Raw genomic sequence first — 23,103 nt, 5'->3', positions numbered from 1 at the left:
GAGGCCCTGTCTTCATGCGCGCACAACGGGAAGATCACCCCGGCGGGAAACCTGTTCGACCCGCACGTTCCATGATCGGTTGAGATACGGCTTCTAAGGACTCCTTACCCCACAACTTGCTCCGCCGTTTTCGTGTTCGTCGTCAACGGCATTGAGGTGGAGGGGGGTTACCGGGCTGGAGGGGGCTTGCTCCCTGTTCTGGCGTTGTTGCTTGGGGGTGACCGTTCCGGGGTTGGGCTTGGGGTGGAAGGGGTTACGCATGAGGTGGCTCCATTTGCGGGTTGGCGGCGGCGGTGTTCGTTGCCGGGTTCGGCGGCTACAGCTGACTGTGTTCGTGGGGCAGGGGCAGGGGCAGGGGCAGGGGCAGGGGCAGGTGCGGGCGCGGCTGCCGGGGTGTCGGCAGCCGCGCCCGCCCTATCGATTCGAGTGAGGTTTGGCTGTCCGGGCGGGGTCAGGTCCGGTCGGCGCGAGGGGGTGTTTGTCTTCCGGCTGGTCCGGGTGCTGGCGGGCTTGGGTGGCGGTGCGGACCAGGTTGATGGCCTCGGTGAGGCGGAGGGTTCCGGCGCCGAGGTCGACTTCGGTCAGGGCTTTGCGGGCACTGTCACGCGTGATCTCGTCAGGGTTCGGGTGCGCTGCGGCAATCACTTCTGCCAGCCGTTCCACCGTTGCCATTGGCGGGCGCCCGCCGCGTCGTACGGAATCCTTGTCCGGTTCTTCTGTGGCGGCGCCGGGATCGTCTTCGTACTGGTTCCGCGGGAAGTCGGCGGGGGTCGGTGTCTGGGGACCGGCGTTCGGATCGTCCCTTCCGGACCTGGGATTGGGCTCCTGATGCAGGACGTCCGCGGGGGTTCGGTCGGACCGCTGCCCGTACGGAACTGGTGCGCTGGTTCCGTACGCGGGGGTTCGGGACGGTTGGGGGCTTGCGGACCGCGCGATCAGGATGTGGAGGTGGGTGGCTCCGGCGAGGGCGAGTGGGGCGATGGCGGACAGGACGGCGACGGTGGTGTCGCCGAGATGGAGTCCTGTGCCGGGGGTCTGCTGGTTGAGGCGGATGGCGTGCAGCGCGTTGGCCCAGACGCTGGTGGCGGTGGCGGCGCCTACCAGTGCCCATACGTACAGGCGGGCAGGCAAGGGGGCGGTCCGCAGGAGGACGAGGGCGCCGACGCCGATGGCTATGAACCCGTCGATGACTAGGGGGAAGGTATAGGTCAGGAGGTTCCGGACGTGGATGGCGGCGGCCATCTGGCGCAGCGCGTCGTAGGAGAGGGCGAAGCCGACGGTGCCGAGCAGCGCGATACCGATGCGGATCGCGGCGCTTCCACGTGCGGGAGCGGGGTGGGCGGTGTCGGTGGTGGTTGAAGGCATGTTGGTGCTCCAGGGAGGCGGGCGCGGGTGACGCGGCCCTGGGTGGGGGAGACTCGTCGCGACTCGTCGCATGCCTGGTCAGTACAGGTACGGGTGCGACGGTGATGTCGAGTTGACTCGTTGCCGGTCTTCGACTCGTCCCCGTGCTGACCTGCGCGGAGACGAGTCGCGACGAGTCGTGTCGGGTCAGGCGCCGGTCGGGGGTGGCCCGTGGGCTCGGGGCAGTAGCGCGCCCAGGAGTCGGTGAACTGGAGGCGGGTGAAGCCCTTGGCTTGGATGTCGCCGTGGAAGCGGCGGTTGGCTGAGCTGATGCCGTACTCCCTGAGCAGGAGCTGTAGTCCCCGAGGGGTGAGACCGTTTTTGGTGTATTCCGGCCAGGGCGTCTCGTCGTCCTTGTTGAGGATGTCGAGGAGGCGACCGGTACGGATCACCGGCGGGTTGCCTTCGGTCGCGAAGGCGCGGCGGATGTCGGCTAGGAGGCGAATGCCCAGGCCGCTGCTGTCCTGGTCCTGCTGGGCCTCGTGGCTCGTCATGGCGAGGCAGGCGGTGCGGGCGAGGTCGGGCCATCGGCCGCCGGCGAGGTCGGCGATGGCGACTAGTGGCTGCCAGGTGTCGGCGGCGCGGTCCTCGACGGGCATGGTCGGCGTCAGCTCGATCGCGTCGGCGTGGAGTGGAGCCAGCCACTGTGTGAGCCGGTCACGCAGCGCGTGGAGGGAGGGGGTGTCGCGAAAGCTGCGGAACTCCGCCACCTTCTCGCCCGGCCTGCGTCGGCGCATCCGGATGACGACCGACCGGTCCATGATCGTGTCGGGCAGGTCGCCGATGCCCGCGAGGGCGGCCATGGCGAAGGTGGGGAACTTCGCCACCTCGTGATTGGGTCCGGAGACCCGGAGCGTGGGCCGGTTGCGCTGGTGCCCGGCGTTGAGCAGGCCGCGCATCTCCTCGTTCTTCTCCGCGACTTTCACAGACCCAAAGAGGGTGTCGGCCTCGTCGACCAGCAGGGTGGGCGGGGTCTCGGTGATCGACCGGAACACTGCTGCGGGCGAGGCGTTGACCGTGATGAGCGGGTCGTGGACGGTTTCGGTGATCACGTCCAGGAGCCGCGACTTGCCGCACCGTTTGGCCGGTCCGACCACGGCCAGCCTCGGCGCGTGCTGCCACGCGGTCTGCAGGTGGGTGGCAGCGACCCACAGGGTCACGGCGGTGAAGGCTTCCTCGTGCGGTAGTACGACGTACCGCCGGATCTGCTCCCGCAGATCGGCCAGCACCTGCTGGCCCTCGGATGCCGGGGCAGGCTTGGGCTCGTCGGTGGGCGGCTCTGCGGGTACTGGGGTCGGCGGTGCGGGCCGGGCCGGCTGGCCGGGTATCGCGACGGTCGGCCACACGGCGGGGGTGGCGGGGAAGGATGGCGGGTTCGGCTGCGGATCGGGCATACTGAAGTCAGCTCCTCTACTCGCGGGCCATATGGGACGGCAATCCCGGCCACGCGGGTTGATCGCTAGGGATGGCGGTTGAGAGGTTTGCGCTTGGCCCCCCGGCTCTGCCGGGGGGCTTTTCGCGTCCATGGGGTTGGGCGCCTTGGGCGCGGTGCTGGTGGGAGTACCAGCATGCCACACGATTGCCGATCGCAGAAGTCTTTTGCGTACCGCAGAACGCGTGCTACGCTTTTGCTGTCCCTGCGAACGGCAGAGACTCGCTACGAACGGAAGGGAGTGGTCGCGGTGGACGAGGAACCCCAGCAAGGTGTCCTGATCAGCGGCGAGGAGAACGTCGCCGTACGGATCAAGCTGGAACGCGAAGCCCGCGGCTGGAGCACCAACTCCCTGTCCGACCGCCTCAACGAAGCCGGCTTCGACATGAACCCGTCCGCGGTCTGGCGCATCGAGAACCGCAAGCGCCGTATCAACGTGGACGAGGCGATCGGCTTCGCCGAGGTGTTCGGCATCGACCTGCGGAACCTTGTCGGTCCGCCGCAACTCGCCGCCAAGGCCCGCGCCATGAAGCTCATCGACTCCGTCGTTGACGCCTTCCGCGAGACGCAGCGCGCCAGCGCGGGCTTCTCGAAGGCGAGAGACGCCCTCGACGCCTACCTCGCTGAGCACCCCGACATCCGCGAGGAGGCCGAGGTGATGGTCTCCAACGCCATGGCCCAGGTCGCCAGCAGCCACATGCTGGAGCGCGCGGACCAGTCCTCGGGTGCGTACTCGGCCGCTGAGGACAGCCCCAGCAGCGACGCGTAGCCCAACCTCCGCCCCGGCTCGCAAACCGCCGGGGCGGGTGCCCGTACACAACCGCCATCCCGAACGATCGACTCCGCAGGCCGGCATTGCCGTGCCACACGCCTGCGAAGAGAGGACCCCGCTGTGCCCCGGTCGGCGATACCCCATGCCTCCACGCACCCCCCTCACGCCGCGAAGGGGGTGACACACACCACTGACCGCCTCCTCGCCGTGGAAGAGGCAGCGGAACGCCTCGGCACCGGAGTGCGCTTCGTTCGGCGCCTCATCGCGGAGCGCCGCATCGCCTTCGTCAAGGTCGGACGCCACGTCCGCCTCTCCGAGGCCGTCCTTTCCGCCTACATCGAGGCCCACACCGTCCAGCCCGCACGGCGGGTCCGGTCCGACTACGGCAGGGCTGCCTGATGCCGCGCAAGCCGCAGCGGCGGCGCGAGTTCGGCAGCGTGCGCAAGACCGATTCGGGACGCTTCCAGGCCCGCTATTGGGCTCCGGACGGTGTGCGGCGCTACGCGCCTCACACCTTCGAGACCAAGACGGAGGCGACGACCTGGCTCACACTGACCCAGGCGGACATAGAACGCCGTCACTGGACCGACCCCGACGCCGGAGCGGTCAACTTTGAGGACTTCGCCGACAAGTGGGTTCGGGAGCGCGGCCTCGCGGCGACCACCGAGGATCTGTACACCCGCTTGCTCAGGCTCCACATCCTGCCCGCCTTCGGCGCGTGGGACCTGGACGAAATCCAGCCGGCGGATGTGCGTGTGTGGCGAGCCGAGCGGCTCAAGGCGACCAACGGCGCCAAGACCACAGTGGCCAAGTCCTACCGTCTGTTGAAGGCGGTGCTTCAGACCGCGGTCGACGACGATCTCCTCAAGAGCAACCCGTGCCGTATCAAGGGCGCCGGCAAGGAGGAGGCGGACGAGCGCGACGTCGCCGAGATCCATCAGGTCTACGCGCTGGCCGAGGCGATCGGACCGCGCTGGCGCATCATGATCTTCCTGGGCGCCTTCGCGTCCCTCCGCCCCGAAGAACTCGCGGAGCTGCGGCGCGGTGATATAGACCTCGACGAAGGCGTTGTGTGGATCAGGCGAGCCGCACCGGAACTGACCAACGGCCAGAAGGTCGTGGGAGGCCCCAAGTCACGCGCAGGGAAGCGCGCGATCTACCTGCCCGACTTTATGGTGCCCGAGCTGCGTCGCCACCTTCAGTGGTTCGCCGAGAAGGAACCGGACGGACTGCTCATCGTCGGCGAGCGCGGAGCCGCCTTGCGCCGGTCTTCCTTCGGGCGCAAGTGGCGCAAGGCGCGGACCGCGGCGGGTCTGCCGGACAGCTTTCGCTTCTACGATCTCCGCCACACAGGCAACACCCTGGCGGCGGACTCGGGTGCCAAGCTCAAGGATCTTATGGTCCGGGCGGGCCAGTCCAGCCCGAAGGCACAACTGATCTACCAGCACTCCAAGAAGAAGCACCAGCGCAAGCTCGCGAAGAGCATCGACGCCGAAGTCCGGCAGCAGCGCGGCGAAGCAGCCGAGCAGGCCCAGGCGGAGACGCGGAAGCACTCCGGCTGAGGTCGTGGCGGCCGCGCCCGAGGCGGCGTGGCGGAGGCGGGACCGCCTAGCCAGCAACAGCGGTCCTGTCTCCGCTCCATGCCCCCGGGCGGAGTTCGCAGAAAGCGGCATTGCCTTCGCAACGCCGCAACGCCTCACCCTCCTGTGACCCAGTTCACAGGAAATGCGTCTCGCCATTCGAGAAGTCCGGCGGGGAAAGGCTCGCACATCGTGCGGGAGGCCGCCGAAACTGGGCTCCTGCCAGCAGAAAGGGCTGGTGGAGGGCTGGCGGGGCAAGAAATGGTCTAGACAACAAAGGAGGCCCAAGTCGCTGACCTGGGCCTTCGTCGTGGAGCGGGTGACGAGAATCGAACTCGCGCTCTGAGCTTGGGAAGCTCATGTTCTACCATTAAACTACACCCGCGCAGCGAGCCAGCGAGTGGCATCGCGTCGCCGCCACTATACCCCATCGTGCACCCCGGCCGTATTACGTCGCCGGGGCCGGCCGCGTGGGCGGGGCGGCCCCGGGGTGTGGATGTGGGCGCGGGGGGCGGGAGTTGAGGCGTAGGCTCGCGGGGCGGAGTGCCGCTTGGAGTCGTGTCCCGTTCATCCCCTAGTGTTGGCGTTCGTCCGCGTTTGTTGGGGAAGGGACCTGAGGGCTTGATGGAGCGCACTGTCGTCCGATGTGCCGAAGGGCATGTGTTCAGTACCGCGATGTTCCCGATGCAGCAGCTCGACACCGGGCGGATCGGGCCCGGGCGGCTGATCCGGTGTCCGCGTTGTGCGCGGCTGCGGCATGCCGTGCCGGTGGAGCCGGCCGAGTTGGTGAGGTTGGAGCAGCGCTGACCCCGGGGCGTTTCGGGGAGTAGCGCCCCCAGTCGGCCGGAGCGCGCGGGACTGCCCGATTGGGGCGGGCTCGCGCGCTCTGCGTATCCTCGGCATGTGCTTCTCTCAGACAAGGACATCCGGGCCGAGCTCGATTCCGGACGCGTACGTGTCGACCCGTATGAAGAATCGATGGTGCAGCCCTCCAGCATCGATGTGCGGCTCGACCGGTTTTTCCGGGTGTTCGAGAACCACCGGTATCCACACATCGATCCCGCTGTCGAGCAGCCCGATCTGACGCGGACGGTCGAGCCGGAGGGCGATGACGCGTTCATCCTGCACCCCGGGGAATTTGTGCTGGCGTCGACGTACGAGGTCATCTCGCTCCCCGACGACATCGCCTCCCGGCTGGAGGGGAAGTCCAGTCTCGGGCGTCTCGGGCTGGTGACGCATTCGACCGCCGGCTTTATCGATCCCGGGTTCTCCGGGCACGTCACGCTGGAACTCTCGAATCTCGCGACCCTTCCGATAAAGCTCTGGCCCGGGATGAAGATCGGGCAGCTCTGTCTGTTCCGGCTCAGCTCGCCGGCGGAGTTTCCCTACGGGTCCGAGCGGTACGGTTCGCGTTATCAGGGGCAGCGGGGGCCCACGGCTTCCCGGTCCTATCTCAACTTCCACCGGACGCAGGTGTGATGGCGGTATGACGGGTACGCGGGAGAATCTGACGTACGAGAAGTTCGGCCGGGCCGTCCGCGAGCTGGCGCAGACCATCGCGGACGACGGATTCGAGCCCGACGTCATCCTGAGCATCGCGCGCGGCGGTGTCTTTGTCTCCGGCGGGCTGGCGTATGCCCTGGACTGCAAGAACATCCATTTGATCAATGTGGAGTTCTACACCGGTGTCGGCACCACCCTGGCCATGCCGGTCATGCTGGCGCCGGTGCCCGACGTCGTCGACTTCTCCCACAAGAAAGTCCTCATCGCGGACGATGTCGCCGACACCGGCAGGACGCTGAAGCTGGTGCACGACTTCTGCGTCGACGAGGTCGCCGAGGTGCGCAGCGCGGTGATCTACGAGAAGTCGCAGTCCCTGGTGAAGTGCGAGTATGTCTGGAAGCGCACGGACGAGTGGATCAACTTCCCGTGGAGCGTGGAGCAGCCCGTCGTACGGCGCGGTGAACGCGTTCGCGAGATCTAGGGCCTCTCGCGGCTGAATACGCGAGACATCGCGAAGAAAAGCGAGAAAAGCAAGAAAAGCGAGACATACGCGAGAAGGCCCCCTTCCGGGGGCCTTCTCGTCGCCGTTCTCGCCGGTCCCTGCTGACGGGGCGATTTTCAGATCGTGCCCAGCTTGATCAGCGACAGCAGCGCGATGAGCTGGATCGCCGAGGCGCCGAGCGCCTTCGGCCACGGCAGGTCGTGCGACTTGCTCACCATGACGGTGAAGAGCGCGCCGGCCCCGACCCAGGTCACCCAGCCGAGGACCTGGACGAGGGAGTTCTGGCCGCCCAGGAAGAGGGCGAAGATCAGCCGCGGCGCGTCCGAGATCGACATGATCAGCATGGCGAGGCCGACGGTCGGCTGCCAGGCGCCGTCGCCGCCGAGCTGGCGGGCCAGGGTGTGGGTCACGGCGCCCAGGATCAGGCTGCCGATGACAAAGGCGACGGCCGTCATCAGGGCGGCCGGGATGGCCGTGGAGAGCGTCGCGTTGATCGCGTCTTCGCGGGCCGTGTCGAAGCCGAAGAGCGCCAGCAGGCCGTAGAGGAACATCACGACCAGGGCGGGGCCCCAGACCGGATAGTCACGCATCCGCAGGAAGGTGTCGGCGGGGCGCAGGACCACGCCGGTCAGCAGGTCCTTCCAGCCCAGCCGGGGGCCCACGGGGACCGGCGGTGCCGAGGGGCCCGCGTGGTAGGTGGCGCCGTCGCCGTACGCCTCCTCGTCGATGCTGAACGCCTGGGTGTGGCCGGGGTTGTTGGCGTACGGGTCGGGGCCGTGACCCTGCTGGGGCTGCTGGTACGGGTCGCCGAAGTACTCCGGCTCGCCGTGCTGCCCGCCGCCGTGCTGCCCGGTGTGCCCGCCGGGGCCGTGCTGCCCGCCGTACTGTCCGGTGCTCGCCGGAGGCCACTGCTGCTGCCCGTAGGGAGGCGCGGGCTGCTGCCCGCCGCCGTAACCCGGGGGCGGCGCCTGACGTCCGTACGGCGCCTGCCGCGGTGGTTGCTGCCGCTGCCGCTGCGGTTGTTGCGGGGTGCGGTTGTCCCCGCCGCGTCCAATCCTGAATCCAGCCACGCAATCGAACGTACCCGGTCCTGATGGGCGCGGCGGCGGAGGGAGGGAGCAGGCCCGCCTTTGCGGCCGAGCTGTGACATCTCCGGGACTCCGCGCGGCGATTGGTGACAATCCCGCCCGGGGGCCGTGACCTGCGGGTGCCGGCGCGCGGTCGGTCCGGCGGGGGCCCGGGTGGGGCGGGGGAGTCACCCGAGGAAGACGGATGTGCTGAAGGTGATCACCGGCCGGTCGCCGGCGACGCCGGGGTCGTACAGCGCGATGAGGTCCGTCTGCTCGCCCCGGTGCGTACGGGTCACCAGGTCCGGGCGGCCGTCCCCGTTGAAATCGGCGGACCGGAGCAGCTCGGTGACGGTGACGCCGGTCCCGTCGCCGGACTCGCCCGCGAGTCCCCGTGGCAGCAGGGGCGCGGGCGGCAGCCGTAGGCCCGCGCCGGCCGTGAGGTCCTCGCCGCCGCTCTCGACGGAGCGGCAGACGGGCCGGCCGGGCCACTCGCCGCCGAGGCGCGCTCCGGCGGAGGCGTGCGGGACGAGCGCCTCGCCGGCCAGGCCGCCGGGACCGCCGAAGAGGATCCGGCGGGAGCCGGGCGGCCCCTGATGGCCGGCGTACGGCCGCTCCGTGGCGATGATCAGATCACCGAAGCCGTCCTGGTCGAGGTCACAGGCGGCCTCGGCTTCGAACGCCGCCGGGGCCCCGCCGCCGGCCTCGGCGCCCCTCGTGGCCGCGCTCAGGGTTTGGCGCACGGCCGGGTCGAGACCCCGCGCGGCCGAGGTGCCGTACACGATCCCGATGCCCGCGTCCTCGCCCTGCCGGTCGCCGGGGGCCCTGACGAGATCGTTGAGGACGAGGTCGCGGTGGCCGTCGCCGTTGAAGTCGTCCGGGATCCGGCTGCCCCCGCCGCGCGGCACGGGACGGCGCGGGGCGCCGGCCCTGCCCGAGCGCGGCGCGGTGTCGCCGTTCTTGGCCTCCGCGGCTTCCGGGCCCCGCCCGGTGACGGCACCGGTACCGGCGGCGCAGCCCGCCAGCAGCAGTGCCGTGAAGGAAAGGAGGCAGGCGAGGGCACGGATGTTCGTTGTCACCGTGGCTCACCCCATCGATACGGCTCCGCCGGTACGGGGGACGGCCGGACCCGCCCGCGAGGCGGATCCGGCCGTCGGTGTCGTCCGGCCGGCGGTGCTCGGCGGCACCGCCCTGTGTGGTTACTTCACCGGCTCGGGCTCCGGGTCCGGTGTGCTCTCCCGCTCCTCCGGACCCGTCGGGCCGGCCGGTGTCCGCACCGAGTCGAGCAGGAGCTGCGCCACGTCCACGACCTGGAGAGACTCCTTCGCCTGCCCCTCGCTCTTCTTGCCGTTGACCGAGTCGGAGAGCATGACCAGGCAGAACGGGCAGGCTGTCGAGACGATGTCCGGGTTCAGCGAAAGAGCCTCGTCGACCCGCTCGTTGTTGATCCGCTTGCCGATCCGCTCCTCCATCCACATCCGCGCGCCGCCCGCGCCACAGCAGAAGCCGCGCTCCTTGTGGCGGTGCATCTCCTCGTTCCGCAGGCCCGGCACCTTCGCGATGATGTCGCGCGGCGGTGTGTAGACCTTGTTGTGACGGCCCAGATAGCAGGGGTCGTGGTACGTGATCAGGCCCTCGACCGGCGTCACCGGGACCAGCCTGCCCTCGTCGACGAGGTGCTGGAGCAACTGGGTGTGGTGGATGACCTCGAACTCGCCGCCGAGCTGCGGGTACTCGTTCGCGATCGTGTTGAAGCAGTGCGGACAGGTCGCGACGATCTTCTTTTTGGCCTTGGCCTTCTTGGTCGCGTCGTCGTCCTCGTCCTCGCCGAAGGCCATGTTCAGCATCGCCACGTTCTCCTGGCCGAGCTGCTGGAACAGCGGCTCGTTGCCCAGGCGGCGGGCCGAGTCGCCCGTGCACTTCTCGTCGCCGCCCATGATCGCGAACTTGACGCCCGCGATGTGCAACAGCTCAGCGAAGGCCTTCGTGGTCTTCTTGGCCCGGTCCTCCAGCGCACCGGCGCAGCCGACCCAGTAGAGGTAGTCGACCTCGGAGAGGTCCTCGATGTCCCGGCCGACGACCGGCACCTCGAAGTCGACCTCCTTCGTCCACTCCAGCCGCTGCTTCTTGGCCAGGCCCCAGGGGTTGCCCTTCTTCTCCAGGTTCTTGAGCATCGTCCCGGCCTCGCTCGGGAAGGAGCTCTCGATCATCACCTGGTAGCGGCGCATGTCGACGATGTGGTCGATGTGCTCGATGTCGACGGGGCACTGCTCGACACACGCGCCGCAGGTCGTGCAGGACCAGAGCACGTCCGGGTCGATGACGCCGCCGAGTCCGCCGGGGCCGTCCTCCAGCGTTCCGATCAGCGGGCGTTCGGCCTCGGCGAGGGCCGCCGCGGGCACGCCCGCGAGCTGTTCCGCGGTGGCCTTCTCCTCGCCCTCCGCGTTCTTGCCGCCGCCGGCCAGCAGATAAGGCGCCTTGGCGTGCGCGTGGTCGCGCAGCGACATGATCAGCAGCTTCGGGGAGAGCGGCTTCCCGGTGTTCCAGGCGGGGCACTGCGACTGGCAGCGGCCGCACTCCGTGCAGGTGGAGAAGTCGAGGAGGCCCTTCCAGGAGAAGTGTTCGATCTGGGAGACGCCGAAGACGGCTTCCTCGCCCTCCTCGTCGTCGAACACCGTCTCGAAGTCGATCTCCTTGCCGCCGCTTGTCATCGGCTGGAGGGCGCCGAGCGCCGTGCCGCCGTCCGCCTCGCGCTTGAACCAGATGTTCGGGAAGGCGAGGAAGCGGTGCCAGGCGACACCCATGTCGGTCTTGAGCGCGACCGTGATCATCCAGATGAAGGAGGTCGCGATCTTGATCATCGCGATCAGGTAGACCAGGTTCTGGAGGGTGGTGAGGCTGAGCCCCCTGAACGCGGCGACCAGCGGATACGAGACCAGATACGCGGCCTGGTAGGAGTCCGCCCCGTGCAGCGTGCCCTCCAGTCCGCGCAGCAGCAGAATGGCCACGCCGATGATCAGGATGACGGCTTCGACGAAGTACGCCTGGCCGAAGTTGGAGCCCGCGAAGCGTGACTTGCGGCCGGCCCGGCTGGGAAGCGAGAGCTGGCGGATGACGATCAGCGTCAGGATGCCGAGCGTCGTCAGCAGGCCGATCAGCTCGACGAAGACCTCGTACGGCGTCCAGTCGCCGATGACGGGCAGCAGCCAGTCGGCCTGGAAGAGCTGCCCGAACGCGTTGACCAGGGTCAGTACGAGGGTGAAGAAGCCGACCGCGACAAACCAGTGCGCGACGCCGACGACTCCCCAGCGGTTCATCCGGGTGTGGCCGAGGAACTCCTTGGCGACGGTCAGGGTGCGCCGGCCCGGCTCGTCGGTGCGCGCGCCCGCGGGAACGGCCTGGCCGAGCCGCACGAAGCGGTAGATCTGCGCGACCGCTCGGCCGAACAGCGCGACGCCGACGACGCCGAGTACCAGCGACACGATGATCGCGGCGAGTTGCATGTGGGGCTCCTCGGGCCTGCGAGGGTGGGAATTCCGCCAGTCTTACTAAGCGGTAACTTAATCAGTCCGTGCTGAGGTTACCCACTTATCTCGCCGCAATGTAGCCGCGGGACCGGTGATCTGTGTCGCTCAGGGGACCCTGTCCATGTCCGGCGGAGGAGCCGGCGCGCGGCCGGACGAGTGCGAGCGCGTTCGGCCGGCCGTACAGCCGAGCGTACGGCCGGGGGCGCGGCCAGGCGCCCGGACGGAGGCCGGGGCGGAAGCCCGGACGGACGCCCGAGGCGGCGCGCTCGCGGGCCCGCGCGATGAGCAGCGCGGGCAGGGTACGGGCGAGAATCGCCAGGTCGAGGCCGATCCAGTGGTGTTCGACATAGTGCTGGTCGAGCAGTGTCGCCTCGTCCCACGGCAGCCGAGAGTGCCGCCGTACCTGCGCGAGGCCGGTCAGTCCCGGCCGTACCAGCCCGCGCCAGGGTGCCGCGGAGCCGGGGGAGCCGATCTTCAGCGGTGCCGGTCCGACCAGCGACAGCCGGCCGCGCACGACCTGCGGCAGCCGCGAGAGCAGGTCGAGCCGGAACCGGCGGGTGCGCAGCGTCCGGAGGAGGAAGGGGTGGCCTTTCCGCCCGGCGCGGTAGTCGCGTACGAAGACACCGCCGGGCGGCCGGGAGATCACCAGGGCGACGGTGGCGGCGGCGAGCGCCGGCGCGGCCAGCGCCAGCAGGACCGAGCCGAGCGTCAGATCCAGCAGGCGTTTGGGTTCCGGGCGGAACCGCGAGCGGTACTGCGTGCGCCACGGCGCGGGCCAGTCCGAGTGCCGCGTCCCGGGCCGGGCCTGCCGCTGTGTGGGTCGTCGCATGCCATACCTGACCGTTCTGTGTTGTCTGTTACGTTCGATAGGGATTTGTGACTTTCAAGGCTTTTGTCGCAGAACGATGACATGGCGGAAAGGTGCGACCGGGGCAAGGCGCCCCCGTCCGGCACGTTCCATCCGTACGGCGGCTCCCCGGGCGCAAGGCGTCCGCACGATAGTTGAGCCACCTCGACTCAGGTCCTTTGACACTCCGGGATCTGTGATGCATCCTTGAGCCTGTTCCACTCAAGTCAGTTGGAGGAATCGAAATGGCACGTGCGGTCGGCATCGACCTGGGCACGACTAACTCCGTCGTCAGCGTTCTCGAAGGCGGCGAGCCCACCGTCATCACCAACGCAGAGGGCGCCAGGACCACGCCGTCCGTCGTCGCCTTCGCCAAGAACGGCGAGGTGCTCGTCGGCGAGGTCGCGAAGCGCCAGGCGGTCACGAACGTCGACAGGACCATCCGGTCGGTCAAGCGCCACATGGGCACCGACTGGAAGATCAACCTGGACGGCAAGGACTTCAACCCCCAGCAGATCTCGGCCTTCGTGCTGCAGAAGCTGAAGCGGGACGCCGAGGCGTACCTGGGCGAGAAGGTCACCGACGCGGTGATCACCGTCCCCGCGTACTTCAACGACTCGGAGCGCCAGGCGACGAAGGAGGCCGGCGAGATCGCGGGCCTCAACGTGCTGCGTATCGTCAACGAGCCGACGGCGGCCGCGCTGGCCTACGGCCTCGACAAGGACGACCAGACGATCCTCGTCTTCGACCTCGGTGGCGGCACCTTCGACGTCTCGCTGCTGGAGATCGGTGACGGCGTCGTCGAGGTGAAGGCCACCAACGGTGACAACCACCTCGGTGGTGACGACTGGGACCAGCGGCTGGTCGACTTCCTGGTGAAGCAGTTCGCCAACGGCCACGGTGTGGACCTGTCCAAGGACAAGATGGCTCTCCAGCGTCTCCGCGAGGCCGCGGAGAAGGCGAAGATCGAGCTGTCGTCGTCCAGCGAGACCACGATCAACCTGCCCTACATCACGGCGTCCGCCGAGGGCCCGCTGCACCTGGACGAGAAGGTGACCCGGTCGCAGTTCCAGCAGCTCACCGCGGACCTGCTCGACCGCTGCAAGACCCCGTTCCACAACGTCATCAAGGACGCGGGCATCCAGCTCTCCGAGATCGACCACGTGGTGCTCGTCGGCGGTTCGACGCGTATGCCCGCCGTCGCGGAGCTCGTCAAGGAGCTGACCGGCGGCCGTGACGCCAACAAGGGCGTCAACCCGGACGAGGTCGTCGCCATCGGCGCCGCGCTCCAGGCCGGTGTGCTGAAGGGTGAGGTCAAGGACGTCCTGCTCCTCGACGTGACCCCGCTGTCCCTCGGTATCGAGACCAAGGGCGGCATCATGACCAAGCTCATCGAGCGCAACACGACGATCCCGACGAAGCGTTCGGAGATCTTCACGACGGCCGAGGACAACCAGCCGTCGGTGCAGATCCAGGTCTACCAGGGCGAGCGCGAGATCGCGGCGTACAACAAGAAGCTCGGCATGTTCGAGCTGACCGGTCTGCCGCCCGCCCCGCGCGGTGTGCCGCAGATCGAGGTCGCCTTCGACATCGACGCCAACGGCATCATGCACGTGGCCGCGAAGGACCTCGGCACCGGCAAGGAGCAGAAGATGACCGTCACCGGTGGCTCCTCGCTGCCGCGGGACGAGGTCAACCGGATGCGTGAAGAGGCCGAGCAGTACGCGGACGAGGACCACCGCCGCCGCGAGGCCGCGGAGACCCGCAACCAGGCCGAGCAGCTCGTGTACCAGACGGAGAAGTTCCTGAAGGACAACGAGGACAAGGTCCCGGGCGACGTCAAGACCGAGGTCGAGGCGTCCGTCGCCGAGCTGAAGGAGAAGCTCAAGGGCGAGGACACCGCCGAGATCCGCACGTCGACGGAGAAGGTCGCGGCCGTCTCGCAGAAGCTCGGCCAGGCGATGTACGCCAACGCCCAGGCCGACGGTGCCGCCGGTGGCGCGGCGCCCGGTGCCGGACAGGGCCAGGCCGACGACGATGTCGTCGACGCCGAGATCGTCGACGACGAGAAGAAGGACGGTGCCGCGTGACGGAGGAGACCCCGGGCTTCGAGGAGAAGCCCGACGTCCCCTCAGGCGCCACCCCCGAAGACGCCACGCCGAAGTCCGCCGAGTCTGCCTCCGCCAAGGAGCCGGGCTCGGCGGCCCCGGCCGGGGACGTACAGCACGTAGCCCTGACGGCCCAGCTCGACCAGGTCCGTACGGCGCTCAACGAGCGCACCGGCGACCTCCAGCGGCTCCAGGCCGAGTACCAGAACTACCGCCGGCGGGTGGAGCGGGACCGGGTGACGGTCAAGGAGATCGCTGTCGCGAGTCTGCTGACCGAGCTGCTGCCGGTGCTCGACGACATCGGCCGGGCGAGGGAACACGACGAACTGGTCGGCGGCTTCAAGTCGGTGGCCGAATCGCTGGAGACGGTCGCCGCGAAGATGGGCCTCCAGCAGTTCGGCAAGGAGGGCGAGCCCTTCGACCCGACGATCCACGAGGCCCTGATGCACTCGTACGCGCCGGACGTCAAGGAGACGACGTGCGTCGCGATCCTCCAGCCGGGGTACCGGTTCGGCGAGCGCACGATCAGGCCCGCTCGGGTGGCGGTGGCCGAGCCCCAGCCCGGGGCCCAGCCCAAGGCGGCGGACGAGCAGGCCGACTCGGCGGCCGACGGGGAGAGCGGTGGCCCGGACGAGGGCTGACGCGGTGAACAGCGGTGAAGGCGGAGAGGAGGGACGTCGGGAATGAGCACGAAGGACTTCGTGGAGAAGGACTACTACAAGGTTCTCGGCGTCCCCAAGGACGCCACCGAGGCCGAGATCAAGAAGGCGTACCGGAAGCTCGCCCGCGAGTTCCACCCGGACGCCAACAAGGGCGACGCCAGGGCCGAGGAGCGCTTCAAGGAGATCTCCGAGGCGAATGACGTGCTCGGGGACGCCAAGCGGCGCAAGGAGTACGACGAGGCGCGCGCCCTCTTCGGCAACGGCGGATTCAGGCCGGGGCCGGGCGGGGGCGGCGGTTCGTTCAACTTCGACCTGGGCGACCTCTTCGGCGGCGCTCCGGGCGGCCCGCAGCAGGGCCAGGGCGCCGGCGGTTTCGGCGGCGGGCTCGGCGACGTCTTCGGCGGCCTCTTCAACCGGGGCGGCGCGGGGACACGCACCCAGCCGCGCCGCGGCCAGGACATCGAGTCCGAGGTGACGCTCAGCTTCACCGAGGCGGTCGACGGGGCCACGGTCCCGCTGCGGATGTCCAGCCAGGCGCCCTGCAAGGCGTGTTCCGGCACCGGCGACAAGAACGGCACCCCCCGGGTCTGCCCGACCTGTGTGGGCACCGGGCAGGTGTCGCGCGGCAGCGGCGGCGGCTTCTCGCTCACCGACCCGTGCGTGGACTGCAAGGGCCGCGGGCTGATCGCCCAGGACCCCTGCGAGGTCTGCAAGGGCAGCGGGCGCGCCAAGTCGTCGCGGACGATGCAGGTCCGTATCCCGGCGGGCGTCAGCGACGGCCAGCGGATCCGGCTGCGCGGCAAGGGCGCTCCCGGCGAGCGCGGCGGTCCGGCGGGCGATCTGTATGTGGTCGTCCATGTCGGCTCGCACCCGGTCTTCGGCCGGCGGGACGACAACCTCACCGTCACCGTGCCCGTCACCTTCGCGGAGGCGGCGCTCGGCGGCGAGGTGAAGGTGCCGACGCTGGGCGGGCCGCCGGTCACGCTGAAACTGCCCCCCGGGACACCCAACGGCCGTACGATGCGTGCCCGGGGCAAGGGTGCCGTGCGCAAGGACGGCACTCGCGGGGACCTGCTGGTCACCGTCGAGGTCGCCGTCCCGAAGGACCTCGGGGCGTCCGCCAGGGACGCGCTGGAGGCCTACCGGAAGGCGACCGCGGACGAGGACCCGCGGGCGGAGCTGTTCCAGGCCGCGAAGGGAGCATGACCCGATGGACATGGACGGGCGGCGTCGGCAGGCCTCGTCGTTCAACAGGGCGTACCAACTGACCGAGGAGACGCCGGTGTACGTCATCTCGGTGGCGGCCCAGCTCTCGGGTCTGCACCCGCAGACCCTCAGGCAGTACGACCGTCTCGGTCTGGTCTCCCCGGACCGTACGGCGGGCCGCGGCCGCCGCTACTCGGCGCGCGACATCGAACTGCTCCGCCAGGTGCAGCAGTTGTCGCAGGACGAGGGGATAAACCTGGCGGGCATCAAGCGGATCATCGAGCTGGAGAACCAGGTCGCGGCGCTCCAGGACCGGGTGGCCGAGCTGTCGGCGGCGGTCGAGGGCGCGGCGGTGGCGATGCAGCAGCGCGAGGCGCAGGTGCACGCCTCGTACCGGCGGGACCTGGTGCCGTATCAGGATGTGCAGCAGACGAGCGCGCTGGTGGTGTGGCGGCCCAAGAGGCCGGCGGACTGACCGGCGAGCCGGGACCGCCGGGCCGGGACGGCCCGCGGTGTGTGCGGTCCCGTACGGTCTTGATGCGGAAGGCTCCCACAGGCTCGGTGGGGGCCTTCCGCATGTCCGGGGTCCGGATACCTGCTCCGCCGCCCGGTGCGGGCTCCTCGGGGCGGCGGAGCGCCCTCTCAGCCCTCCTGCTCCAGGATCCCGGACTGCGCGATGAGGAATCCGAGCTGGGCGCGGCTGCCGCTGCCGAGGGCGCTGGCGAGCTTGGCGATGTGCGCGCGGCAGGTCCGTACGTTCATCCCGAGACGGCGGGCGATGGCCTCGTCGACGTATCCCTCGACGAGCAGCTTCGCGATGGTCCGCTGGACGCCCGTGATCCCCTCCGGGTCCGGCGCGTAGGAGATGGCCTCGACGAGCGGTGTGGCGCGCCGCCAGAGCTGTTCGAAGACCTTGGTCAGATACTCCACCAGACCCGGATGGCGCAGCTCCAGCGCCACCTTCCGGTCGTCGCGCGCGGGTATGAAGGCGACCGTCCTGTCACAGATGATCAGGCGCTCTATCAGCTCCTCCAGGGTGCGGATCTCCACCTTGGCGCCCGCCATGTGTTCCACGTAGGCGAACGTGCCCTGGTTGTGCCGGACGGTGTGCTGGTACAGCGTCCGCACACTTATCCCGCGGTCTATCAGCGGCTTGCTGCGCGTGAGCGCCTGGCTGAGCACATGCTCGCTGCGGCCGCCGCCGGGCTGGACGGTGAGCACCTCGGTACGGCTCTCCGAGATGGCGACGTCCAGAGCCGCGTTGATGCGGTTGAAACCTTCGAGCACGGTAATGGCGTGAATCGTCGGCGGAGCCTGCGCGCTGATGGCCATGAACGGCTCGAAGGATTCGGCCAGTTCCACCGAGAGTTCGCGCCGCTCCTGGATCTCCCGCTCGATGGGGTGTAGGCGTTGTGCCAGCGCCGCGGTGGGCGGAACAGGGCGCAGCCAGTCCGGGTCGTCCGGGTCCGGGTGCAGAAGTGCGAAGTCGATGAGGCACGGAGCCGGCTCGACCTCGCGGCGGCTGATGCGTCCGGAGCGCAGGGCGTTGCCGTAAAGCCTCGTCCCATCGGCGCATAGTTCGGTGAGAGGGTGCCGATGTGTCTCACTTGAGTAGATCGTGGTCATATGCCCACCCCCCAGGTTCCTGTACGTACAGGAACATGATGCATCCACCCTGTGGTGCCGACGTGTCCGGATAAGACATCGTCGACGTGGCGGGGGAGAAGAAACTATCAAGTGAGGACGAAGCCGACTATGCGTACGAAAATGCTTCGCTCGGTGCTTGCCGCCGCTTTTGTCGCAATGACAGCACTCGGTGCAGCGCTGGTCGCCGGAGATGTCGGCTGGGACACGGCGCCTGCCCATGTGAGTGCCGGCGCGTACCACACGGACGGAAATCCGGACGTCGGCTGGGACACGGCCAGGACGGTCAACCCGACCGGAGGGGTGGACGTCGGCTGGGACAGCGCGACGGCTGGCGAAGAGGCATGACCGTCCCGCCGGACGATCGGGTCTTCCGGCGGGAGATGGCCACGGCCTACCGGTCGGGGTGGCACTTCATCGACCTCGTCACCGCGATTCCCCGTCGTGGCGACTCGGTGATGGTCACTCTGTTCGGAGAGCCGATCGTCGTCGTGCGCGAGGAGGACGAGGACGTCCGTGCCTACCGCTGCCTTCGGAGGCCGCGGGGGGCTCCGCAGCCGGTCCGGTGTGTCATCCGATACGACATGATCTTCGTCAATCTCGACCAGCGTGACCACCAGCTGGTCGAACCAAAAACCATCATCGCCACCCCCCGCAGTGCCTGAGCGATTCCCCCGTCGCTCAAAGTCGCTCAGGCACTTCCCCCACACAACGGCGCCATCGTGGACCTGAAACACGATGGCGCCGTTGTGCTGTCCGCGTGCGGCCCCGGCGGCCGGCACAACGCCCCCCGCGTGCGGTCCCGGCGTTCAGCCGCGGCCCAGCGCCCGCTCCACGGCGATCTCGATGACGACCCGGTCCGGATTGGGCGCGGGCGTGCGTTCGTAGCGCTCCGCGTAGCGGCTCACCGCGTCCGCGACCTGCTCCGGCTCCGTGCGTACCGTGGCGCGGCCCTCCAGCGTCGACCACCGGCGCCCCTGCGTCTGGCAGACCGCGACCCGCGCTCCCGCCGCGCCGGCCGCCAGGATGTTGGCGATCTTGGTGCTGTGCTTGTTGGTGATGACCCGGGCGAGCCCCGTCTCCGGGTCGTAGGTCACGCCCACCGGGACGACGTGCGGGCTGCCGTCCGGGCGCAGCGTGGTCAGGGTGCACAGGTGGTGCTCGCGCCAGAACGCGAGAAACTCGGGGCTGGGGTCGTGTACGTCAGGGGCCATGCCGGAAGCGTAGGTCGCCGGGGCCGCGGGATACCCGCGGACACCGGCCGGGCCGGTGCCGTTTCAGGCTTGAGTGGAATAGACTCAACTTTGTGCACGTTCGAAGAAGCAGAGTTGAGTTCCGCGCAAGGAGGAGAGAGCGCACGTGGACGCCGAGCTGACCAACAGGAGCCGGGATGCGATCAACGCCGCCACCAGCCGTGCCGTGGCGGGCGGGCATCCCGATCTGACCCCCGCACATCTGCTGCTCGCGCTGCTCGAAGGCCAGGACAACGAGAACATCACCGACCTGCTGTCGGCCGTCGAGGCGGACCAGGCCGCGGTACGGTCGGGGGCGGAACGGCTGCTGGCCGCGCTGCCCAGCGTGACCGGCTCCACCGTCGCCCCTCCCCAGCCCAACCGCGAGCTGCTCGCCGTCATCGCGGACGCCGCGCGGCAGGCGCGGGAGCTGGGGGACGACTACGTCTCCACGGAGCATCTGCTCATCGGCGTCGCCGCCAAGGGCGGTCAGGCCGGGGAGGTGCTGGAGGCGCGGGGTGCCGGTGCCAAGAGGCTGCTGGACGCGTTCGAGAAGGCAAGGGGAGGGCGCCGGGTGACCACACCCGACCCGGAGGGCCAGTACAAGGCCCTGGAGAAGTTCGGTACCGATTTCACCGCCGCCGCCCGCGAGGGCAGACTCGACCCGGTCATCGGCCGGGACCAGGAGATCCGGCGCGTGGTGCAGGTGCTGTCACGGCGTACGAAGAACAACCCGGTGCTCATCGGTGAGCCCGGCGTCGGCAAGACCGCCGTCGTGGAGGGGCTCGCCCAGCGCATCGTCAAGGGCGATGTGCCCGAGTCGCTCAAGGACAAGCGCCTGGTCTCGCTGGACCTCGGCGCGATGGTCGCCGGCGCCAAGTACCGCGGCGAGTTCGAGGAGCGCCTCAAGACCGTGCTCTCCGAGATCAAGGCGAGCGACGGACAGATCATCACCTTCATCGACGAGCTGCACACCGTCGTGGGCGCGGGCGCCGGCGGGGACTCCGCCATGGACGCCGGCAACATGCTCAAGCCGATGCTGGCCCGCGGCGAGCTGCGCATGGTCGGCGCGACCACGCTGGACGAGTACCGCGAGCGGATCGAGAAGGACGCGGCCCTGGAGCGGCGCTTCCAGCAGGTGCTGGTCGCCGAGCCGAACGTCGAGGACACCATCGCGATCCTGCGCGGGCTGAAGGGCCGCTACGAGGCCCACCACAAGGTGCAGATCGCCGACGCGGCGCTGGTCGCCGCCGCCACCCTCTCCGACCGCTACATCACCTCCCGCTTCCTGCCCGACAAGGCCATCGACCTGGTCGACGAGGCCGCGTCCCGGCTTCGTATGGAGATCGACTCCTCACCCGTGGAGATCGACGAGCTCCAGCGCTCCGTCGACCGCCTCCGGATGGAGGAGCTGGCCCTCAAGAACGAGTCCGACCCGGCCTCCAAGCAGCGGCTGGAGAAGCTGCGCCGCGACCTCGCCGACCGCGAGGAGGAACTGCGCGGCCTCAACGCCCGCTGGGAGAAAGAGAAGCGGGGCCTCAACCGCGTCGGCGAGCTGAAGGAACGGCTGGACGAGCTGCGCGGCCAGGCCGAGCGCGCCCAGCGCGACGGCGACTTCGACACCGCCTCCAAGCTGCTCTACGGAGAGATCCCCGGCCTGGAGCGCGAGCTGGAGGAGGCCGCGGAGGCCGAGCAGGAGGCAGCCAGGGAACCCATCGACAAGCTGGTCAAGGAGGAGGTCGGCCCGGACGACATCGCCGATGTCGTCGGCTCCTGGACGGGGATCCCGGCCGGCCGGCTGCTGGAGGGCGAGACGCAGAAGCTGCTGCGGATGGAGCAGGAGCTGGGCAGGCGGCTGATCGGCCAGAGCGAGGCGGTGCGGGCCGTGTCCGACGCGGTACGCCGTACCCGCGCCGGGATCGCCGACCCCGACCGGCCCACCGGGTCCTTCCTCTTCCTCGGCCCCACCGGCGTCGGCAAGACCGAGCTGGCCAAGGCCCTCGCGGACTTCCTCTTCGACGACGAGCGGGCCATGGTCCGCATCGACATGAGCGAGTACGGCGAGAAGCACTCCGTGGCGCGGCTCGTCGGTGCCCCTCCCGGCTATGTCGGCTACGAGGAGGGCGGCCAGCTCACGGAGGCCGTCCGGCGCCGCCCGTACAGCGTGGTGCTGCTGGACGAGGTGGAGAAGGCCCATCCCGAGGTCTTCGACATCCTGCTCCAGGTCCTCGACGACGGGCGCCTCACCGACGGCCAGGGCCGGACGGTGGACTTCCGCAACACCATCCTGGTGCTCACCTCCAACCTCGGCAGCCAGTACCTGGTGGAACCGCTGACGAGCGAGGAGGAGAAGAAGCAGCAGGTCCTGGAGGTCGTACGGGCCTCGTTCAAGCCGGAGTTCCTCAACCGGCTGGACGACCTGGTGGTCTTCTCCGCGCTGTCGAGGACCGAGCTGGCGCACATCGCCAGGCTCCAGATCGACCGGCTCGCCAAGCGGCTGGCCGAGCGCCGGCTCACGCTGGACGTCACTCCGGCCGCGCTGGAGTGGCTGGCCGACGAGGGCAACGACCCGGCCTACGGCGCGCGCCCGCTGCGCCGCCTCGTCCAGACCGCGATCGGGGACCAGCTCGCCAAGGAGATCCTGGCGGGCGAGGTCACGGACGGGGACACCGTCCGGGTGGACCGGTTCGAGAACGGACTGATCGTCGGCGCGGCGAGCGGCAAGACGCTGTAGCGCGGCGCCCTCCCCGGAGGCCCGTCACCTTCCCGGGTGGCGGGCCCTCCCGTATGGCGTACCGGGCCGGGCGCCGCCCGCCGATCGTGTCAGCTCGCAGCGGATCGGGGCGGGCCGGGCTTGCCATGCCCCGGCTGCCATGGGGGAGGATGGCAGGAACCGTACGAAGGGAAATACACGGTGAGCATCGACCCGTCCTCGATTCCGAATTTCGGGGGCCAGCCCCAACCGCAGGGTGCAGGACCGGCGGGCCCCGTCGTCCCCGACCAGGATCTGGTCAAGCAGCTCCTCGAACAGATGGAACTGAAGTACGTCGTCGACGACGAGGGTGACCTCGCGGCGCCGTGGGAGGAATTCCGTACGTACTTCATGTTCCGCGGCGACGAGGACCAGCAGGTCTTCTCGGTACGGACGTTCTACGACCGGCCGCACCCCATCACGGACAAGTCCAAGATCCTCGACGCGATCGACGACTGGAACCGCCGGACGCTCTGGCCCAAGGTCTACACGCACATCCACGAGGAGGGCGACGGCCCCCCCACCGTCCGTCTGATCGGCGAGGCGCAGATGCTGATCGGCATGGGCGTCAGCCTGGAGCACTTCGTGTCGTCGACGGTGAGCTGGGTGCGCGCGTCGATCGAGTTCGACAAGTGGCTCGTGGAGCAGCTCGACCTGGAGACGGCGGAGGAGAAGCCGGACGACGGACTCTGAGCCCGCCCGCCCGGGCTGCCGGGGCGCCCACGGCGCCCGCGGCGACGGCCCCAGCCGGACGAGAGCCCGGCCGGGCCGTGATCAGCGCGGTGAGGGCGCGGGCGGGCGGGGCCGTAGGTGGAGTGGCGGGCGGGGGCGGGCCCCGTGGGCGGGGGACCACGACCGGGGGCGC

The 23,103-nt window shown here is 69.4% G+C and carries 21 protein-coding genes, 1 tRNA gene and 1 pseudogene; 14 read left to right on the top strand and 9 right to left on the bottom strand.

Features of this window, described 5'->3' with window-relative positions; all coding sequences use genetic code 11:
* Positions 1–414 precede the first annotated feature (414 nt).
* On the bottom strand, positions 415–1,242 hold the full coding sequence (locus tag ABZ707_RS20815; protein WP_360176765.1) for a hypothetical protein: 828 nt from the start codon (positions 1,240–1,242) through the stop codon (positions 415–417).
* Between the two features lie 335 nt (positions 1,243–1,577).
* A pseudogene (locus ABZ707_RS20810) lies at positions 1,578–2,798 on the bottom strand (DUF3631 domain-containing protein); the annotation flags it as partial.
* Positions 2,799–3,077: 279 nt separating this feature from the next.
* Here ABZ707_RS20810 and ABZ707_RS20805 point away from each other — a divergent pair.
* The 3 genes from ABZ707_RS20805 (at position 3,078) to ABZ707_RS20795 (ending at position 5,170) form a co-directional block, all read left to right on the top strand.
* On the top strand, positions 3,078–3,605 hold the full coding sequence (locus ABZ707_RS20805; RefSeq protein WP_360176763.1) for a helix-turn-helix transcriptional regulator: 528 nt from the start codon (positions 3,078–3,080) through the stop codon (positions 3,603–3,605).
* A gap of 180 nt (positions 3,606–3,785) precedes the next feature.
* A complete protein-coding gene (locus ABZ707_RS20800; protein ID WP_360176761.1) occupies positions 3,786–4,007 on the top strand; it encodes an excisionase family DNA-binding protein in 222 nt (73 codons plus the stop codon).
* Positions 4,004–5,170: a tyrosine-type recombinase/integrase gene (locus ABZ707_RS20795; protein WP_360176807.1), complete on the top strand. Its 1,167-nt coding sequence runs from the start codon at positions 4,004–4,006 to the stop codon at positions 5,168–5,170. The genes ABZ707_RS20800 and ABZ707_RS20795 overlap by 4 nt, the downstream gene beginning before the upstream one ends.
* A gap of 329 nt (positions 5,171–5,499) precedes the next feature.
* Here the strand turns inward: ABZ707_RS20795 and ABZ707_RS20790 are convergent.
* Positions 5,500–5,573 (bottom strand) — tRNA-Gly (locus ABZ707_RS20790).
* Between the two features lie 239 nt (positions 5,574–5,812).
* On the opposite strand from ABZ707_RS20790, the gene ABZ707_RS20785 reads away from it, so the two are divergent.
* From ABZ707_RS20785 to ABZ707_RS20775, 3 genes are all read left to right on the top strand, one after another.
* Positions 5,813–5,995 (top strand): hypothetical protein, encoded by a 183-nt coding sequence (locus ABZ707_RS20785; RefSeq protein WP_360176758.1) that lies wholly within the window; start codon positions 5,813–5,815, stop codon positions 5,993–5,995.
* A gap of 96 nt (positions 5,996–6,091) precedes the next feature.
* Entirely contained in the window at positions 6,092–6,667 is a 576-nt protein-coding gene (dcd, locus tag ABZ707_RS20780) for a dCTP deaminase (protein ID WP_360176755.1), read from the top strand.
* A gap of 7 nt (positions 6,668–6,674) precedes the next feature.
* Positions 6,675–7,172, top strand: a complete 498-nt coding sequence (locus ABZ707_RS20775) for a phosphoribosyltransferase (RefSeq protein WP_360176752.1) — start codon at positions 6,675–6,677, stop codon at positions 7,170–7,172.
* Between the two features lie 137 nt (positions 7,173–7,309).
* On the opposite strand, the gene ABZ707_RS20770 is transcribed toward ABZ707_RS20775, so the two are convergent.
* The 4 genes from ABZ707_RS20770 to ABZ707_RS20755 form a co-directional block, all read right to left on the bottom strand.
* Complete coding sequence (locus tag ABZ707_RS20770) at positions 7,310–8,263, bottom strand: YIP1 family protein (RefSeq protein ID WP_360176749.1); 954 nt, start codon at positions 8,261–8,263, stop codon at positions 7,310–7,312.
* Positions 8,264–8,448: 185 nt separating this feature from the next.
* Positions 8,449–9,339 carry a VCBS repeat-containing protein gene (locus ABZ707_RS20765; protein WP_360176746.1) on the bottom strand — a complete coding sequence of 297 codons (891 nt, stop codon included), beginning with the start codon at positions 9,337–9,339 and terminating at the stop codon, positions 8,449–8,451.
* Between the two features lie 120 nt (positions 9,340–9,459).
* Entirely contained in the window at positions 9,460–11,763 is a 2,304-nt protein-coding gene (locus tag ABZ707_RS20760; protein WP_360176743.1) for a (Fe-S)-binding protein, read from the bottom strand.
* An 85-nt stretch (positions 11,764–11,848) separates the two neighbouring features.
* Entirely contained in the window at positions 11,849–12,616 is a 768-nt protein-coding gene (locus ABZ707_RS20755; RefSeq protein ID WP_360176740.1) for a sugar transferase, read from the bottom strand.
* A gap of 263 nt (positions 12,617–12,879) precedes the next feature.
* Here ABZ707_RS20755 and dnaK point away from each other — a divergent pair, with 263 nt between their 5' ends.
* From dnaK to ABZ707_RS20735, 4 genes are read left to right on the top strand one after another with little or no spacing between them, the layout of a single operon-like run.
* Positions 12,880–14,724 (top strand): molecular chaperone DnaK, encoded by a 1,845-nt coding sequence (gene dnaK / locus ABZ707_RS20750; RefSeq protein ID WP_360176737.1) that lies wholly within the window; start codon positions 12,880–12,882, stop codon positions 14,722–14,724.
* Positions 14,721–15,383: a nucleotide exchange factor GrpE gene (grpE, locus tag ABZ707_RS20745; protein WP_360176734.1), complete on the top strand. Its 663-nt coding sequence runs from the start codon at positions 14,721–14,723 to the stop codon at positions 15,381–15,383. Before dnaK ends, grpE begins: the two co-directional genes overlap by 4 nt.
* A 42-nt stretch (positions 15,384–15,425) precedes the next feature.
* Positions 15,426–16,610 (top strand): molecular chaperone DnaJ, encoded by a 1,185-nt coding sequence (gene dnaJ / locus ABZ707_RS20740; RefSeq protein ID WP_360176731.1) that lies wholly within the window; start codon positions 15,426–15,428, stop codon positions 16,608–16,610.
* Positions 16,611–16,620: 10 nt separating this feature from the next.
* Positions 16,621–17,085: a helix-turn-helix domain-containing protein gene (locus tag ABZ707_RS20735; RefSeq protein ID WP_360176804.1), complete on the top strand. Its 465-nt coding sequence runs from the start codon at positions 16,621–16,623 to the stop codon at positions 17,083–17,085.
* A 167-nt stretch (positions 17,086–17,252) separates the two neighbouring features.
* On the opposite strand, the gene ABZ707_RS20730 is transcribed toward ABZ707_RS20735, so the two are convergent.
* The gene (locus ABZ707_RS20730; protein ID WP_360176728.1) at positions 17,253–18,236 is read right to left on the bottom strand and encodes a helix-turn-helix transcriptional regulator; all 984 of its coding nucleotides are present in this window, start codon (positions 18,234–18,236) and stop codon (positions 17,253–17,255) included.
* A 177-nt stretch (positions 18,237–18,413) separates the two neighbouring features.
* Between ABZ707_RS20730 and ABZ707_RS20725 the strand changes: the two genes are divergently transcribed.
* Both ABZ707_RS20725 and ABZ707_RS20720 read left to right on the top strand, forming a co-directional pair.
* Positions 18,414–18,602, top strand: coding sequence for a hypothetical protein (locus ABZ707_RS20725; protein WP_360176725.1), 189 nt, complete (start codon positions 18,414–18,416; stop codon positions 18,600–18,602).
* Positions 18,599–18,919 carry a (2Fe-2S)-binding protein gene (locus ABZ707_RS20720; RefSeq protein WP_319682804.1) on the top strand — a complete coding sequence of 107 codons (321 nt, stop codon included), beginning with the start codon at positions 18,599–18,601 and terminating at the stop codon, positions 18,917–18,919. Before ABZ707_RS20725 ends, ABZ707_RS20720 begins: the two co-directional genes overlap by 4 nt.
* Positions 18,920–19,063: 144 nt before the next feature.
* Here the strand turns inward: ABZ707_RS20720 and ABZ707_RS20715 are convergent, their stop codons facing one another.
* Positions 19,064–19,468: a TIGR03618 family F420-dependent PPOX class oxidoreductase gene (locus tag ABZ707_RS20715; RefSeq protein WP_360176721.1), complete on the bottom strand. Its 405-nt coding sequence runs from the start codon at positions 19,466–19,468 to the stop codon at positions 19,064–19,066.
* Between the two features lie 145 nt (positions 19,469–19,613).
* Between ABZ707_RS20715 and clpB the strand changes: the two genes are divergently transcribed.
* Both clpB and ABZ707_RS20705 read left to right on the top strand, forming a co-directional pair.
* On the top strand, positions 19,614–22,220 hold the full coding sequence (gene clpB, locus ABZ707_RS20710) for an ATP-dependent chaperone ClpB (protein WP_360176718.1): 2,607 nt from the start codon (positions 19,614–19,616) through the stop codon (positions 22,218–22,220).
* A gap of 180 nt (positions 22,221–22,400) precedes the next feature.
* Positions 22,401–22,931, top strand: coding sequence for a YbjN domain-containing protein (locus ABZ707_RS20705; protein WP_360176715.1), 531 nt, complete (start codon positions 22,401–22,403; stop codon positions 22,929–22,931).
* Positions 22,932–23,103 lie beyond the last annotated feature (172 nt).

The organism is Streptomyces sp. NPDC006923 (assembly GCF_040635655.1).
In the GTDB taxonomy this organism is placed as follows: domain Bacteria; phylum Actinomycetota; class Actinomycetes; order Streptomycetales; family Streptomycetaceae; genus Streptomyces.
This window is presented reverse-complemented; position numbering and strand designations above follow the sequence as displayed.